This is a genomic window from Actinomadura sp. BRA 177 (genome assembly GCF_013372625.1).
Taxonomy (GTDB): domain Bacteria; phylum Actinomycetota; class Actinomycetes; order Streptosporangiales; family Streptosporangiaceae; genus Spirillospora.
Genome location: NZ_JABXFD010000583.1, coordinates 1 through 14820, shown reverse-complemented (window position 1 = coordinate 14820; position 14820 = coordinate 1). Strand labels below are relative to the sequence as shown.

The following is a 14820-nucleotide window of genomic DNA, read 5'->3' as shown; positions in this document are numbered from 1 at the left end:
GCAGAGCCCGGTGCGGGGGGCGGCTCGTCGGGCCAAGGTCGGGGGGAGTCCCTAGGCCGTCCTACTAAGGGACGCTTTGCGGCGGTTGATGGTTTGCGTGGCCAAGATACCGGTGCTGGGTGGCCGCATCAGGTCTGGGCGCAAATGTCGCGGTCGGCGCGGATCTCGCCGGCCATCTTGGGCACCGTCGGCGTCAGCGCGCGCAGCCGGGCGCCGTCCTTGCCGATGACGAGGTAGACGTAGCCGGGCTTCGCCGACCGCCAGGCGCGCGGCGGATGTCCCGGCACCGCGATCGCCAGGCGCGCGGCCTGCCGCTCGGCGCCGGCGCCGTACAGGATCTGGGTGCGGGCGTACTTCTTCTTGCTGGTGCCGACCTTGACGACCTTGAAGCCGCGCTCGGTGAGCTGCCCGGCGGTCCGTCCCGCGAGGCCCTGCGTGGGGGACGCGTTGTAGACGCCGACCTTCACCTGCGCGGGCGGGACGGGCTGCACCTTGTTCTGCGCGGGCACCGGCGTTGGGGCGGGGTCGGGGAGCTTGTTGTCCTCCCGGACGGCCTTGAACAGCGGCTCGGCGAGGACCTGGTTGAACTGGACGCGGTTCTTGTCCTGCGGATACGCCTGCACCGGCACGGTGACGAACCGGACCTTCCCGGCGCTCATCCCGCGCAGCGACGCGGCGAGCTTCTGCATGACCGACAGCGTGAGCTTGTCGTCCGCCTTGATGGACTTCGTGGCGGCGGACAGGAAGTCGTAGGTGCGGCCGGGATCGGTCAGCATGCCCTTGTCGGTCGCCTTCTTGACGACCGACGCCATGAACGCCTGCTGCCGCTTGATCCGGTCGAGGTCGGAGCCGTCGCCGAGGACGTACCGGGTGCGGACGTAGCCGAGCGCCTGGTCGCCGTGGACGACCTGTTTGCCCGCCTTGAGGTGCAGTTCGGCCTTCGGGTCGTCGATGCGCTTCGGGACGCAGATCTCGACGCCGCCGAGCGCGTCCACGACCCGTTTGAAGCCGGCGAAGTCCACCTCGACGTAGTGGTCGATGTGGATCTTGGTGAGGGACTCGATCGTGCGCCAGGTGCAGGCCGGGCCGCCGTTGGAGAACGCCGCGTTGATCATCCCGAACTGCGCCGGAATGGTGCTGCCGTTCTTGCGCTTGCACGGCGGCATCTGCACCATCGAGTCGCGCGGGAAGCTGATCCCGATGGCGCTCTCCCCGCCGGGCGAGATGTGCAGCAGGATCGTGGTGTCGGAGCGCTGCCCGGCCTCGACGCCGTAGCGGGCGTTCTCCCCGGCGCGGCTGTCGGACCCCATCAGCAGGATGTTCAGCGAGCCGTTGAGTTTGGGCGGACGGTTCTGGCCGAGCCTGCCCTCGACGTTCTCGCGGTCGATCTGGCCGTCCAGCCGCCGCCAGAACCCGTAGGCGGTGAGGCTGCCCGCGACCAGCACGACCGACAGCACGATCGAGATGCCGCCGAGCACGCGCCACAGACGCCCCCGCACCGGCGGCTCCGGTGGCGGCGGGGCGTGGTCCGCGTAGTACACCCTGGGGGGCGCGGCGGCTCGCTGCATCTGTAACATTTCAGCACAGATTGGACAGGGGTCACGCTGGCCGCAGGAAACTCCCTGGTCACCTGTCCCGGCAGTCTGGCCGCCCGGTCGCGGGCCGTCCCCCGGTGACTAGACTCCCGGGCGAGATGAGCACCGTAGACGCGCTGACCGACCAAGCGATGGTCGTCCTCCAGGACCGGCCGGTCGTGCCGTTGAGCGCCTGGCTGAGCAGGGCCCTCGGCGACTGCACCGACAGCGGCCGCATCCTGCAGCTCGTCACGCCGCTGGAGTCCCGGCTGACGCTGCCGCTGCGCACCGCCGCGTCCGGCGACGGCGTGCAGTGGATCGTCCGCAACGGCGACGGCTACTACGAGGGCCTGACCGGACGGCCGATGAAATGGGCCGGGCGGACGTTCGCGCCCGTCCCGGAGGCTCGCGACTACGCACCCGGGTTCACCACCCGTCCCACCGCGCCGATCGGCGCGCAGCTCACCCTCGTCTACCGGATCAGGCACGCCGCCGACGGCGACCTCGCCGGGACGGTCGAGCGCCTCCTGCAACTGCTCACCGGCAAGTACCCGGCCGGGCTCGGCCCCACCGAGCCGCTGGAGCACCCGTGGCGGCGCGACCGGCTCACCGAGTACGCGCGCGGACGGTCGACGGTGCGGCTCTTCGTCGGCGGGGACGGCCCGCGCCCCGCCCAGGCGATCTGCGACTACACGGCCGGCGAGGGCGGTGCCGTGGCCGAGACCAGCACCGTCACAGTCGGCTACGCGCCCGAGGACCCGCCGCCCCTGCAGCACCTTCCGACGCTCGTCGGCGCGTTCGCCGCCGACCAGCCGATCGCGTCGCTGTTCGTCCAGCTCACCCCGGGCCGCGCCGACCTCACCACCGAGCCGCGCTGGACGGGCGCGCCCGCCCCGGTCGCGATGGCCGTCGCCGGCACCGTGGCCGCCCCGCACGGCATCACCGGCCAGCAGGTCGGGCCGCCGCGCGCCCCGCTGACGTTCTTCCCGCTCGGCGACGGCCGCTCACCGGACGGCTGGCAGCGGCACAGCGTGCTCATGCAGCACCTCCAGTCGGCCTAACCGGGACATGTCGGGACGACCCGCCCCACGCTGCCATTCGCGCGGATGATCTACCCGTTAGGGATGATGTAGCGTCCTGCCCATGGGGATGGCCGGTCAGCTCGACGCGCTTGAGCGGGCCGTCGAGGGGACGCTCGCCGAGGGGTCGTTCGAGTTCGACGGCGATGAGGCGGTCCTGCGGATCGAGGGGTCCCTCGTCCTCACCACCGGCTGGTTCCTCGGGGTCGGCGCGGGCGGCGTGGTGCTGCTGCTCGCCGGCGCCGTCCTGTCCCTCACCGGGCTGCAGGACGAGGCGCGGTGGGCGCTCGCACCCGGCGCGGCGCTGCTCGCCGTCGTCGGCTGCTTCCTGCTGCTGTGGCGCTTCACCCCGTTCGCCCGGCTCTGGTCGGACCTGGAGCTGCGGTTCGGCGAGCAGGCCATCGTCCACCGGCGGACCCGGATACCGTTCGGCGACCTGCGTCCCGAGCACCTGGTGTGGAAGAACGGGCCGTTCTTCCGGCGGCTCTACGTCCGGCATCCGTCGCTCCGCAAGCAGCTCGCCGGGTTCTTCGGCAGCGAGGGGCGGCAGGCCGCGGAGTTCCAGCGCCGGCTCTGGGAGCTGATCTCCGCGCCCGACCTGCCCGGCGTCCTCGCCCACGGCAGCGACCTCACCCCGGTGCAGCGCTGGATCATCGGGGCGGGCGCGCCCTACGGCGCCGTCAACGGGTTCCGGGTGGACCGGCTCGGCACCGCGTCCGGCGACTCCGCCGCGGCCGCCGACCGCCGCACCGCGCACGACCTGCTGCGGGACCCGTGGGGCGCCTACGACCTCGAACAGCTCCTCGCCGCCGTCAACTGGCTCGTCCAGGACGGGCACCGCGCCGACTTCGCCCAGGACGCCCACCTCGCCGCCCGGCCCCCCGCCGCGCAGGAGGAGTACGGGACGCTGCTGCGCGAGGTCGACGGCCTCATCGCCGGCGACCGGCTCGAACCGCCGTTCGTGGAGCGGCTGATCGAGCTGGTCCGGGTCCGGTACGGGGACGAGGGCGGCTCGTACGCGCGGCTCGTCCCGGCGCTGCTGCGGGACGAGCCCGGCGCCGACGCGAGCGAGGAGGGCGCCGAACTGGCCCAGTTCCTCCACCAGCTGTTCAACGACCGGGACCACGCCGCCGAGGAGCTGCACCGGCTGAAGGTCCTCGCCGACCCGGCGCTGCGCACCAACGTGGGGCGCTTCCTCATCTGGGACTACGGGCGCGCGCTGATGCTCTACCGGTGGGGCCACATGGCGGGCTGGCTGACCGAGGAGTACTGCTGGGAGCGGATGCTGCCGCTCGCCATCGACATCCAGCGGCGGTACTCGTCCTGGCGCGACATGTCCACCTGCTACCTGCAGGGACGGCTGCTCTGGTCGGGCGGCGGCGGCAAGGCCCAGGCCGAGTACGAACGGCTCGTCGAGGAACTCGCCACCGAACCGCGCAGCCCATGGAACATCGTCCCCTGGAACCTGGACCTAACACGCGACTGGCCCTGACGCCCCGACGCCGGTCCAGCGGCGGCTCAGCGAATCACGCCACCCTGGTAGGCGTCGCCCGGCTGGTCGGCGCCGGTGTCGTGGTCGGCTGCCCTCCAGCTGCGGGCCGGGGCGTCGGCGGCGCCCTCCGGGTACACCATTCCGCCGAGCCAGCGGACGAGGGAGTCGGCGAACTTGCGGGCGACCCGCATCGCGTCCGGCACGTCGGCGGACGCCCGGACGTCCACCCACCAGACCGGTTCGGCGACCCGTGCCGCGAACTCCGCGCCGAGCAACCGTCCGATCTCGCCCTCGACCGACACCTGTACCGGGTCCTCGATGGACACGAGCAGGCGTCCCTCACCGTCGTGCAGGCACGTCGGATCGGGCTCGCCGCCGCGCAGCTCCAGCGCCTCGCCCATCGCGATCATGCCGTCGGCGATCGCGTGCACGTCCGGACGGCGGCGCACCAGCGCGACCAGGTCGCTGCTCATCGCGTCACCCCCGCGGCCAGCGAACGGGAGAACACCTCGTGGACGACGCGGATCACGGCCGTCCGGGCGGCGGACGGCTGCCGTTCCGGCGCGGGACGGGGCGGCGCCTCGGCGCCCCAGGACGCCTCGGCCGGGCGGTGCGGCGCGGCGTCGAGCCGCTGGCGTCGGCGCCCGGACACGCCGATCTCACGCAGAACCGCCTGCTGCCAACTGGAGTCGGACACCTGCCCCCCTCTCAGCGGCCAGCCTACGAGACACGCGTCCCCGCGCGCACCGGGACGGGGTGCGCGCCCCGTCCCGCACAGCCTAGGAGCCCTACCGCACAAGGGTTTCACCGGCATGGGGACCTGCACAGGGGGATTTCGTCATGAAATCCACCGAACCGTCCGGTAGTTTCGCGGGTCTTAGTAGTCACCCCGCCTGTGAGACACACGGAGTGACATGAACCCCCCACCCTGGCCCGGCCACCAGCCCGGATTCCCGCCGCCCGCCGGCCCTCCGCCGATGCCGGGCGGACCCGGATTCCCGCCGCCGCCGCGCGGCGGTGGCGGCGCGCTCGTGCCGCTGCTCATCGTCGGCGTGGTGCTGGTCCTGGCCGTGATCGGCACCGGCGCCTTCCTCGTCCTCGGCGGCGATGACGACGACCCGGGCCGGACGACGTCCCTGCCGTCGTCGACGCAGGTTCCGACCGAGGAGCCGACCTACGAGTCCACGGTGGAGCCGACGCCGACACGGTCCAGCGGCACGCCGGTCGACCCGTCCGGCGTCCTCACCCGGACGATCCGGACCGCGAAGGGCAACACGTTCACGCAGGCGGGGACGCGCACCGAGTCGTGCGACGCCCGCGCGAACTCCGTGCTGCTGCCCGCGCTGCGCCGGCACCCGTGCGTCGGGGACATGTACTCGGCCGTCTACGCGAGCCCGTCCAAGCAGATCATCACGTCGGTCTCGATCCTGAAGTTCGCCAGTTCGTCGGACGCGACCGTCGTCAAGGGCTACACGAGCCGGGAGGGCTGGCCGAAGCTGCTGACCCCGTCGACCGGCAGCGGGCTGCCGCAGCCGAAGGCCGACCCGGCGTACTGGACGCGGACGTGGACGCAGGGCTCCACCGTCATCTACGCCCAGTCGTACTGGTCGAGCGGCGGCCCGACCGGCGGCCGCACCGGCAGCGTGTTCGCCACCGCCGGGGAGCTCGGCGTCGAAGTCACCAACACCCTGCTGTGGAGCGAGTGAGGACGAATGGGCGGCGGGCGGCGGGCCGTGAGGTCAGCCGCCCTGGCCCGGATTCTGCCCGGCGTCCTGCTTGCGCGCCGCCTTGCGGGCGGCCGCCGACTCGTACGCGGCCAGGGCGCGCTCCCCGCCGGGACGCAGTTCGAACCGGATGCCGCGATCGCCCTCGTACGGGTTCCGATGGTCGAATCCGCCGCGGTAAATCTCGTCCGGTATCCGCTCGGGGAACGCCTCGCAGCAGGGGATCCAGCGGTCGAGGGACGTCTCGGCGCCAGGGTTGGACCTCTTCTGCAGCCGCACGCAGGCGTCACAGATGTTCGGTCTCCTGCGCATCGTCCGCCACCCTTCAAGGTCGTGCCTCCGGTCCCCCGCAGAGTTCTACAACGCAACACTTCCACGAGGCGGCCCACCATCACGGATAGTCGTAGACCGGTTGCTAAAACGGCCTTGAAACCCGGATGAAATGATGGGACGTCGTTGTGAAAGGTGCGCGCGAGATGAGTGACCTGCCTCCCCCGTGGGATCCGGGCGCTCCCCCTCCCGTGCCCGGGTCGCCGCCGCCGTTCCCGGACGTCGAGCCGCTGCCGCCGCCGGCCCCGTCGTACGCGCACTGGACGCGGGAACCGGTCATCTACTACTGGGTGCGGCTGCGCGGCAGGGTGATCGGCTGCCTGTGGGGTTCCGTCCGGCAGCAGGCGGCCGGGTTCCTGCTCGTCCCCGACGTGTCGGAGGCCGAGATGTTCGCCGCCGACTACTGGGAGGATCGGCTCGCCGAGGCGTACGCCGCGGACGTGCCTGCCGCCGAGGCCGTCCGGCGCTTGAAGGGCGCCGAGGAGGACCGGGTGGGCGGCGGCATCCCGGCGGACGAGGCCGAGCAGCAGGCGCCCAGCCTGCAGGCCCTGCACCAGGTGGTCGCGCCCGGCTATCCGGTCCCTGCGGGGCCGTCCGTGCAGGACGGCAGGTTCGAGGACGGGACGCCGGCCGACCGGTCGCAGGGGTTCGGGCCGCTGTTCAGCGTCCTGCCGCCGACCTACCCGGAGCAGACCTCCGCGCCCGTCCGCTACCTGCCCGTCACCCTTCAGGGCACGGTGGTCGGATACGTGTGGGCTTCGCTGGACGGCGCCGCCGCCGGTTACCTGAACCGGGAGCCGGCCGGGACGGCGGGCGAGGTCGCGGCCGGGTTGTGGAAGCTGCGGCTGAGCGACGCCCACCGGGAGGGCGTCCCGTCCCTGGAGGCCCTGCGACGGTGCGCGCTCGCGCCCGAGGACAGGCTGTCAGGCGTCATCGGCCGGGACGCGCCCGCGCGGGATCTGCCGGGCCTCGACGCGCTGCGCGAACTCGCGCGCCGGTAAGGGAGCGAGAGTGGTTGAGGAATATCCGCAGTACTACTGACGCCAGGGGACGCCCGAGGATTCGTAATGGCCCCTGAAACGCTCCCAGAGGTTCCGCAGGACGAGTACGAACTCGTTGGGCGGCTCTACCCGGAAAGCGCCTGGACGTTCGTCTGGGCGCGCCGGATATTGCGCGACTTCGCAGGGGAAGGGGGCGCGCGTTTCCTGGTGGGACGGCTCGAACCCGGCTGCTGGTCGGTGCTTCGCGGGGACGGCGAATGGCTGGCCGTCCGTTCCGCGGACGAGGCGGATGAGGCGACGCATTCGCACGTCGCGTCCTTCGAGTCGGCGCAGGACGCCGTCGCGTACGCGGCCGGCGGGCTGATCATCGACGAGCATGTGACGATCCACAAAGGCCTCCTGCAAGAGCAGGGCATTTTCGATCACGTCTGGGACGAGTCGGCCAGACGCCTCGTCTGGAAGCTGCTGGACGAGGGCGATCGCCTGGTGGCGGCGGCCCGCGACGAAGGACGCCTTCGGTACGGGGAGTCCTGCGTCCCCCTGGATCATGTGCTCGCGCACCCCGGCGGCTACCAGGTGATCGTGCGGACGCCCGGCCCGGACGGCGACCTCTTCCTCCGCGAGCACGATCTGTTCACCGCGCATGTCCGGAGTCGCCTTCCCGGCGATTTCGGCGCGAGCACGGGGCAGGAACTTCCGGAGAACACGCTTCTGGACAGTTACGCTTCGGCCGACGAGCCCTACCTGTTCACGCTGGACACGCCATTCGAACGCCGCGGGCTTTTCAGGTCGGGCAGGGACAGGGTGCGCAAATTCTTCGTCGTCCGGCGTCCGCTCCCGGTGCATCCTGGGTTCCCGGTCGGAAACACCACCCTTCCGACGAGCCGCCGGCGGCAGCAGTCCGGAGGGCCGTCGGAGCAAGGTCAGGGCTATCTCCTCCCGCGTCCGATCGCGGACCTGCTGGACGCCGGGGACATCGCCCGGATCACCGAGTCGGAGACCCTCCGGATATACCGGGAACAACGCGGCCAGGGACGCCGCCAGAACGGCTGAAGCCCTATCCGGCAAGGAGGTGAGAAGAATGTTGAGCACGGCCGAGCAGGACTCGCGCCTGAACGAGATCGCATCGCTGCTGCTCCATCTCACGCCCGGTGGCCTGACGTCGATGAAGTTCGCCTATTTCGCAGTGGGCGCCTCCTACGAGCAGGCCGTCATCCCCTACGGATTTGAAACAACCGAGTCGCTGATCCCGGATTCCGGCGTCCTTCCGCTGCTCCGCGAACTTCGATCGCTAATGCACATCGAGGGCGACGGCACCTGGCTGGAGATGAACCTGAACGTGCACTTGCGACCCGGCGTGACCTCCGTCGCGGACGGCGGCACACCCGCCTGGGACGTCAGGTTCCACAGCGTGGACGAGATCACGTTCATGGCCCGGATCACCCCTGCCGCCGCGGCCGAGGAACTGCGGATGTTCCCGCAGGAACCGCACCGCGTCCCCGGATGGATGGCGGACCTGGCGGCCGTCCAGGAGGCGGCGGACCGATTCGACCCCGACGCGTTCACGCCGCAGCGGGAATCAGACCTGGAGGCGGCGCTGCCCGATGGGCTCGGCGGGCTGTTCGAGAAGGCGCGCGCCACGCTGCGCGACTACCAGATCGCCGGGGCGGCCGACCGGTTCCTGGTCGGCCGGCTCGCGGACGGATGCTGGTCGGTCGTCCACGTGGCGCCCGCGTGGCTCGCCGTCCGGATGGCGGACGGCGAGTGCGTCGAGCAGCGGGCGTTCACCGACGCCGCGGCCGCCACGGCGTTCGCGGCCGGCGCCGTGCTCGCCGAGGCGGGCGCGGAGGTGAACTCCTCGGTGCTGCAAGGCGCCGGCGTGCTGAGCAGGACCGAGAACCCCCGGGACGGCGTCGACGCCTGGCGGCTCGACACCACCTCCGGCAACGGCACCCTTCAGATCCGGCGTTCGATCGCCGCCGAGCGGCCGCACGGCTCCGCCGCCCGGGGACGCCGCTACTTCGAACTGCTGCCCCTCGACAACAGGCCGGGCGGGTATTTCATCGTCCATCCCGGTCCGGCGCCCGCCAGGGGCGACTTCGTCAGCACCCACCAGATCTTCGAATGGCATGTCGGGAGTTCACTCCCCGAGGCGAAGCCGCCGGAACCGTCGCCGGACGAGGAGACGGTATTGCGGCCCGGCATGGAACTGGACACCTACGACGGCGACAACACCGGAACCCTTTTCACCATCGATACGCCCTTCGAAAGACGCCAACTGCACGGCTATCCCGAAGACACCCCGCTTCGCGTCTACCGGGTGCTGCGGCCCCTCCCCGCAACGATCCTCACCTACCTGGACGCCCGGACCGTCTGACCTGCGCGTCCTCATGCTGGCCGGCGTCACCGACCTCCGCCTCGCCGTGATCATGCCGGACGGAGGCGCCCCCGCCGTCGACCCGCCCCGCGAGTGCGCGCTCATCGCGGGCGAGCTGCGGTCGATGATGTACCGGACGGGCGAGGGAACCTGGTTCGGGATGCGGTTCATGATGGACCCGCCGAGCGCCTACTGGATCAGCTTCAACGGGGACTTCGACCCGCTGTGGGACCCGCCCGTCCCGCCCGAGGCGTGGGCCGGGGACCTGGCCGTGTTCCCCCGCACCGACGAGCACATCCCCGGCTGGCTGCGCGAGCGGCTCGACCAGACCGCGGGCGCGCACGGCGGATGACGCCTGGCCAGCCCCCCGGACGGACGGAAAGAGGTACGTCGTGAGCGAGAACGGGCCGCTGAACCCCGTCGAGCAGAACGACCTGCTCCAGCAGATCACCCTGCTGCTGACGCACGCCCTGCCCCCGGGGTGGGGGGAATGCACGGTCGTGCACCGCTCACTCGGGTCGCACACCGAGACGCTGGGCCAGCTCCGCCTGGTCACCGGACCCGGCCTGCCCAGCCCGTTCGACCCGCCCGCCGCGCTCGGCGAACTGTTCGAGCACCTGCGCGCCGGCATGTACGCCCCCGGCCTTGGCACCTGGTTCTCCGCGACGTTCACGCTGACGTTCCCGTTCACCTACGACGTCCGGTACGACCGCGACGGCGAGCCGCGCTGGCTGACCCGGCCGCCACCGGACGCGCCCGAGGCCGAACGCCGCCGATTCCCGCGCGACCCCGAGCACACCCCCGGCTGGCTGGACGCGGTACCAGGCATGCGCATCGCCAGGCCCTTCGACGGGACGTCCCCGGACGGACGGCCCGAGGTGCGGCGGCCCGACGTCCCCGGCGCCGAACGCGACGCGATGGTGCGCTACCTGGAGCAGGCCCCGATCGTCCTGGCGGCGCGCAGCTACGACGGCGACGCCCTCGACCCGGACCACGCGCGGAACGTCCCGCTGACCTACCACACCGACGGCACGTGGATCTGGCCCGGCGCGGTCGGCTACTACCTGCGCGCCCACGGCGTCCCGCCGGAACCCGACCTCGCCGCCCACATCCGGCAGGGCGGGTTCCGGGTGCCGGACGTCGCCGACACCGTCCGCTCCGCCGCGGTCGCGGCCATCACCGGCTCGGAGTCGTCATGAGCAGCGGTTTCAGCGGCCCTCCCGCACCCGCCTACGAGCCGCCGGAAAGCTACGCGACCTCGACGCGCCACCCCGTCGTCCACCTACCGGTGATGCTGGACGGCCTGCACATCGGCTACCTGTGGGCAGGGACGGACGACCGGTCCGCCGGTTTCGTCCGGCGCAACGAGTTCCTGCGCCAGGCATACGAGGCCCCAGTCGTCTGGTCGCAACGCCTGCGCGACGCCTACACCTCGGGTCTGCCCGCACGCGAGGCGATCCGCCAGTGGATCGGCCGCCCCGAGGACCCGCGCGGCGGCGGCGTCCCCGCCGGCGCCCGCGAAGAGATCGCGGACCGCAAGCAGGACCTGCTGCATCTCGCCAACCCCGACGCCGAACGCTCCCCCTGGGACTCGTTCCGCCCCGGCGACCTCGACCGGTCGCAGGGCTGGGGGCCGCTGCACTTCGAACTGCCGCCCGGCTACGACGTGACCACCGACGGCCCCGTCCAGTACCTGCCGGTCGTCCAGGAGGACATCGTCCTCGGCTACCTGTGGACGGGCGGCATCGCCGCCCTGTTCCTACCCCGCGCCGACGCGGGCGCCCCGGCCGGCGACGCCATGGGCGCCTGGGTGCAGCGACTCCGCGACCTCTACGCGCAGCACGTCCCCGCATCGGACGTCCTCGCCCGCTGCCGTACCATGCCCGCCGACCCCGTCGCGGGCGCCGTCCCAGCGGACGCGACCGTGCAGGACGCACCGAACCTCCAGCACCTCCGCGACCGCGCCTCGCTCTACGAGCAGTCGCTGCGCCTGGCGAACAACCCGGTCCCGGGCGACCCGGAGGTCATGAAGCGCCCGGCCCTAGAGCCGGCCGAACGCGCCGCCGTCCTGCGTTACCTGCGCGAGGCCCCGGCCGTCCACGACAGCGGCCGCTTCCTCCCGGACGCCTTCGACCCCGCGCGCCCCTCAACCGTCCCCGACACGTACCAGACGGACGGCACCTGGATCTGGCTAGGCGGAGTCCCCCACCACCTGGAAAACCACAACATCGCCCCGGAACCTGACCTCCTGCACCACATCCGGGCCAACAACGCCCAACTCCCCGCGGAAGACCCCGCCACCCGCGAGCGCGCCAAACGCACCCTCCGCTGGCACCGAATCCTCGTCCCGCCCCCCGCGTAAGAGGGGGCTCAACTCACCTTGCCCCGCGCAACCTCCTGCGCTGCCCTACGCAACCCCACCTGAATCACCGCGTAGGCAACAAACGCACAGAGCGCCACAAGGAAGAGTACCGCTACGGCAGCCTCCGGCAGGACTCTGAACGGAGCGCACAGAAGCAAAACCACCCCAAGCACAAGAAGCGCATTCCCCGTACGAACCCGCTCCCGCCGCGGCAGTTTCTCATAAGGCACCTTGACGTTGCGGGACACCGTGTAATTCCCCACGCCTTTCCGAGACCGCACCCCCGAGGCAACGCAGGCAAGCCCCAATAGCGCATACGCCACAGCGCCGACAATCACAGGCACAACAAAACTCCGGTCAGTCGAAGTCGAAGGGGTCTTTTCTCGCCCGACGGATGGTATTGATCAGGACCACGACGCTCGCGCCGAGACCGATGCACATCGACACCAGCATCACCGTACCGACGACCGGGTCCGACTTGTCCAGTGCGAACGTGATCAGGAACAGCCCCATGAAGAAATTGGAGACGGCGACGAACTGCATGCCTTCCAATTCCACACCGCGTTGAACCCGGGCCACGCAGGTACCGACCGAGACCATGCAGAGCACGAGAAGACCCACGCCGGCCGCCAGTTCAAAGTACTTCATGGGTTCCTACCCCGCTAGAACAGGTCTTCCATGCCAACCGAAATGCCACCAGACCGACCTGCCGCAACCGATCGTAGCGATTGATCTGCGACGGTGTAGTCTTGCCCAGCGAGTTGATCAGCGAGAGGGCTGCCGTGGGGCCGGTGCGTCAAATTCTGCACTCAGCAGGCCACCGTCACCCTCAGGTCCTCCAACAACGCCTGCTGTATTGCGAGGGAGCACTGTCCAACGGGCCATCCGGCATGCTGTAGTAGCTTTGCCGACGATCAGGCGCGCCATTGACCGGAAGGCAAGACGCGCGGCCGATGAAGGAGGACGAGTGATCCGGCTGAACGTTGGCCTTCCGGGACCCATGTGGGTCCTCTGGCTGGGGTGCCTGGTCCCGGTGACCGCGCTGGTGAGCCTGGTGGTGGGGGCGCTCGGCCTGATGCTCCTCATGTCGGAGGACATGATGCTGAGCGTCCTGGCCCTGCTGCCGATCGTGCTTCTTGACGCGCTCATCGGCCTGATGCTGGTCCAGCACTACCGCAGCGCCTTCTGGCTCGACGGCAGGGTCCTTGTCCAGCGGAGCCTCCTGGGCAGACAAAGGTACGACCTCACCGCCGCCTACGTCAGCGCGGACAGCGCGCAACCGGTGTGGAGCAGCTATCGCGGCGGCGTCCTGCCCCGCCTGGTCGTGCAGGTGCCCGGACGTAAGCCGGCCAGGCTCTGGCTGCGCGCCCCGGCCCGAGGCGGAGCCCTGCTCCCACCCGCCCAACTGGCGGCACTCGCGCAAGCCATCGACCCGACGTTGCAGCACCCAGTGGCCAGAAGACTCTGGGAACTGGCCTACACCCCCTTCGGCGGCACCCTTTAGGTCGGCTCAACGGCCGAAGTGGTTCGACTGCGCGGCGACCTCCCGAGCGAACTCGTTAAGGGTGCGCGTGACCGACCAGAGCTGCACACGCGGCTGCATCTGGAACACCAGGCCCGCCAAAGTCCCGACTCCCACCAGTACCCTTTCCGTCCCGTCGTAGGCGAACAGGGTCAGCAAACCGGCCCGCGGTCGTGGGCGGAGGGCTCGCGCGTCGTCTACGCCCAGTCCTACTGGTCGCCGGGAGTTTCCGCCGGCGAACTGGACGCGGAGGTCGCCCACACCCTCATCTGGAAGCGAGCTGACCGCCGCGTCCAGCGCACCGGGCCGCGCCGCCTCCGGCGCGGCTCAGTGGCTCGGGCCCGGGTCGCCGAGCGAGCGGGCGAACGCCTCGCAGGCGATCCGGCCGACGGCCGCCTGGGTGCCCTCACCGAGCAGCGACACGTCGACCGCGCCACCGGTGGCGATATGCCGGTCATAGGGGACGTGCACGACGGGCGTCCCCCACGCGGTGAGCATCTGCGTCGCACGGTTGAGGTCCGCGCCGATCTGCGGAGCGTGTGACACCATCGCGATGACCGTGCGGGGTAGCAGCCGCTGCTGGCCGCCCTGGGAGAACCATTCCAGGGCGCCGCGCGCGCTCAGCGCGCCGTCGACCGTGCCGGGCGTGACCAGCACCACGCTGTGCGACTGCCCGAGGATGCCCCGGTGCAGGTCGGTGAGGATGCCGGCGCTGCAGTCGGTCACCGCGGTGGAGATGTAGCGGCTCACCGCGCTGAACGCCGACTGGAACGTGTCGAAGTCGAACTCGCCGGTGATCCGGCCGCCCCGGGTGGCGGCGAGCACCCACAGCCCCTCGCGGGTCTGCTGCATGTACCGCGCGGCCTCCTCGAACGTCCGCGGCTGCTGCGCGGCGAGCTCGAACAGCGACAACTCGGACCGGACGCCGAGGCGCAGCGGCAGCGACCCGAGCTCGGCGTCGGCGTCCATCGCGAGCACCCGATCGGGACGGTGCCGCGCGAGTTCAGTGGCGATCAGCGCGGCCACGGTGGTCTTCCCGGCGCCGCCGCGGACGCTGACCACCGTGATCTGCCGGAAGCCGCTGACGGGGCGGCGCAGGTACTCGGAGATCTCCGCCTGGCTGCGGATCTGCCCGGAGGCGCCGACGGCCTTGCGCACGCCGCGCCCCATCCGGCGGACCAGCGCGTCACCGTGCTGGTTCTTGCGGACGAACTCGTCCGCTGCCGGCACCGCACCCGCACCATGCTGCTGCGGCGCCGCCGGCGCCGCAGCAGCCGTCTCTTATACCCATCCGACGCTGCCGACGACAGAGATAATGTTAATCTCGTGTGACCACCACCAAGCAAAAAACAAAAACCA

17 protein-coding genes are annotated in these 14820 nt (G+C 71.1%); 10 read left to right on the top strand and 7 right to left on the bottom strand.

Annotated elements, in window-relative coordinates:
* Window positions 1-128 precede the first annotated feature (128 nt).
* Window positions 129-1499 carry an LCP family protein gene (locus HUX53_RS33195; protein ID WP_309237548.1) on the bottom strand — a complete coding sequence of 457 codons (1371 nt, stop codon included), beginning with the start codon at window positions 1497-1499 and terminating at the stop codon, window positions 129-131.
* 194 nt (window positions 1500-1693) lie between these two features.
* Here HUX53_RS33195 and HUX53_RS33190 point away from each other — a divergent pair, with 194 nt between their 5' ends.
* Both HUX53_RS33190 and HUX53_RS33185 read left to right on the top strand, forming a co-directional pair.
* Window positions 1694-2635: a DUF6177 family protein gene (locus HUX53_RS33190; RefSeq protein ID WP_255205885.1), complete on the top strand. Its 942-nt coding sequence runs from the start codon at window positions 1694-1696 to the stop codon at window positions 2633-2635.
* Window positions 2636-2717: 82 nt separating this feature from the next.
* A complete protein-coding gene (locus tag HUX53_RS33185; protein ID WP_176407176.1) occupies window positions 2718-4145 on the top strand; it encodes a DUF1266 domain-containing protein in 1428 nt (475 codons plus the stop codon).
* Window positions 4146-4171: 26 nt separating this feature from the next.
* Here the strand turns inward: HUX53_RS33185 and HUX53_RS33180 are convergent, their stop codons facing one another.
* Together HUX53_RS33180 and HUX53_RS33175 are read right to left on the bottom strand one after the other, a co-directional pair.
* On the bottom strand, window positions 4172-4618 hold the full coding sequence (locus HUX53_RS33180) for a hypothetical protein (RefSeq protein ID WP_176407174.1): 447 nt from the start codon (window positions 4616-4618) through the stop codon (window positions 4172-4174).
* On the bottom strand, window positions 4615-4842 hold the full coding sequence (locus tag HUX53_RS33175) for a hypothetical protein (protein WP_176407172.1): 228 nt from the start codon (window positions 4840-4842) through the stop codon (window positions 4615-4617). Before HUX53_RS33175 ends, HUX53_RS33180 begins: the two co-directional genes overlap by 4 nt.
* Before the next feature lie 217 nt (window positions 4843-5059).
* Here HUX53_RS33175 and HUX53_RS33170 point away from each other — a divergent pair, with 217 nt between their 5' ends.
* Window positions 5060-5851: a hypothetical protein gene (locus HUX53_RS33170; RefSeq protein WP_176407170.1), complete on the top strand. Its 792-nt coding sequence runs from the start codon at window positions 5060-5062 to the stop codon at window positions 5849-5851.
* A 33-nt stretch (window positions 5852-5884) separates the two neighbouring features.
* Here the strand turns inward: HUX53_RS33170 and HUX53_RS33165 are convergent, their stop codons facing one another.
* Entirely contained in the window at window positions 5885-6181 is a 297-nt protein-coding gene (locus HUX53_RS33165; RefSeq protein WP_176407168.1) for a hypothetical protein, read from the bottom strand.
* Between the two features lie 164 nt (window positions 6182-6345).
* Here HUX53_RS33165 and HUX53_RS33160 point away from each other — a divergent pair, with 164 nt between their 5' ends.
* The 6 genes from HUX53_RS33160 to HUX53_RS33135 all read left to right on the top strand — a co-directional run bounded on the left by HUX53_RS33160 (window position 6346) and on the right by HUX53_RS33135 (window position 11939).
* Entirely contained in the window at window positions 6346-7200 is an 855-nt protein-coding gene (locus HUX53_RS33160; protein ID WP_176407166.1) for a hypothetical protein, read from the top strand.
* Window positions 7201-7266: 66 nt separating this feature from the next.
* The gene (locus HUX53_RS33155; protein WP_176407164.1) at window positions 7267-8253 is read left to right on the top strand and encodes a hypothetical protein; all 987 of its coding nucleotides are present in this window, start codon (window positions 7267-7269) and stop codon (window positions 8251-8253) included.
* 28 nt (window positions 8254-8281) lie between these two features.
* Complete coding sequence (locus HUX53_RS33150) at window positions 8282-9577, top strand: hypothetical protein (RefSeq protein WP_176407162.1); 1296 nt, start codon at window positions 8282-8284, stop codon at window positions 9575-9577.
* Between the two features lie 13 nt (window positions 9578-9590).
* A complete protein-coding gene (locus HUX53_RS33145) occupies window positions 9591-9929 on the top strand; it encodes a hypothetical protein (RefSeq protein ID WP_176407160.1) in 339 nt (112 codons plus the stop codon).
* A 40-nt stretch (window positions 9930-9969) separates the two neighbouring features.
* A complete protein-coding gene (locus tag HUX53_RS33140; RefSeq protein WP_176407157.1) occupies window positions 9970-10776 on the top strand; it encodes a hypothetical protein in 807 nt (268 codons plus the stop codon).
* Window positions 10773-11939 carry a hypothetical protein gene (locus HUX53_RS33135; RefSeq protein WP_176407156.1) on the top strand — a complete coding sequence of 389 codons (1167 nt, stop codon included), beginning with the start codon at window positions 10773-10775 and terminating at the stop codon, window positions 11937-11939. The genes HUX53_RS33140 and HUX53_RS33135 overlap by 4 nt, the downstream gene beginning before the upstream one ends.
* 357 nt (window positions 11940-12296) lie before the next feature.
* On the opposite strand, the gene HUX53_RS33130 is transcribed toward HUX53_RS33135, so the two are convergent.
* Window positions 12297-12587: a hypothetical protein gene (locus HUX53_RS33130; RefSeq protein ID WP_176407154.1), complete on the bottom strand. Its 291-nt coding sequence runs from the start codon at window positions 12585-12587 to the stop codon at window positions 12297-12299.
* Between the two features lie 319 nt (window positions 12588-12906).
* Here HUX53_RS33130 and HUX53_RS33125 point away from each other — a divergent pair, with 319 nt between their 5' ends.
* Entirely contained in the window at window positions 12907-13443 is a 537-nt protein-coding gene (locus HUX53_RS33125) for a hypothetical protein (protein WP_176407152.1), read from the top strand.
* A 6-nt stretch (window positions 13444-13449) separates the two neighbouring features.
* On the opposite strand, the gene HUX53_RS33120 is transcribed toward HUX53_RS33125, so the two are convergent.
* Both HUX53_RS33120 and HUX53_RS33115 read right to left on the bottom strand, forming a co-directional pair.
* Window positions 13450-13620: a hypothetical protein gene (locus HUX53_RS33120; RefSeq protein WP_176407150.1), complete on the bottom strand. Its 171-nt coding sequence runs from the start codon at window positions 13618-13620 to the stop codon at window positions 13450-13452.
* 168 nt (window positions 13621-13788) lie between these two features.
* Complete coding sequence (locus tag HUX53_RS33115; RefSeq protein WP_309237547.1) at window positions 13789-14691, bottom strand: MinD/ParA family protein; 903 nt, start codon at window positions 14689-14691, stop codon at window positions 13789-13791.
* Window positions 14692-14820: the final 129 nt, after the last annotated feature.

Coding starts and splice junctions, on each gene's coding strand:
- HUX53_RS33190 (WP_255205885.1), top strand. CDS start 1,694: ATGAGCACCGTAGACGCGCTGACCGACCAAGCGATGGTCGTCCTCCAG.
- HUX53_RS33185 (WP_176407176.1), top strand. CDS start 2,718: ATGGGGATGGCCGGTCAGCTCGACGCGCTTGAGCGGGCCGTCGAGGGG.
- HUX53_RS33180 (WP_176407174.1), bottom strand. CDS start 4,618: ATGAGCAGCGACCTGGTCGCGCTGGTGCGCCGCCGTCCGGACGTGCAC.
- HUX53_RS33170 (WP_176407170.1), top strand. CDS start 5,060: ATGAACCCCCCACCCTGGCCCGGCCACCAGCCCGGATTCCCGCCGCCC.
- HUX53_RS33165 (WP_176407168.1), bottom strand. CDS start 6,181: ATGCGCAGGAGACCGAACATCTGTGACGCCTGCGTGCGGCTGCAGAAG.
- HUX53_RS33160 (WP_176407166.1), top strand. CDS start 6,346: ATGAGTGACCTGCCTCCCCCGTGGGATCCGGGCGCTCCCCCTCCCGTG.
- HUX53_RS33155 (WP_176407164.1), top strand. CDS start 7,267: ATGGCCCCTGAAACGCTCCCAGAGGTTCCGCAGGACGAGTACGAACTC.
- HUX53_RS33150 (WP_176407162.1), top strand. CDS start 8,282: ATGTTGAGCACGGCCGAGCAGGACTCGCGCCTGAACGAGATCGCATCG.
- HUX53_RS33145 (WP_176407160.1), top strand. CDS start 9,591: ATGCTGGCCGGCGTCACCGACCTCCGCCTCGCCGTGATCATGCCGGAC.
- HUX53_RS33135 (WP_176407156.1), top strand. CDS start 10,773: ATGAGCAGCGGTTTCAGCGGCCCTCCCGCACCCGCCTACGAGCCGCCG.
- HUX53_RS33130 (WP_176407154.1), bottom strand. CDS start 12,587: ATGAAGTACTTTGAACTGGCGGCCGGCGTGGGTCTTCTCGTGCTCTGC.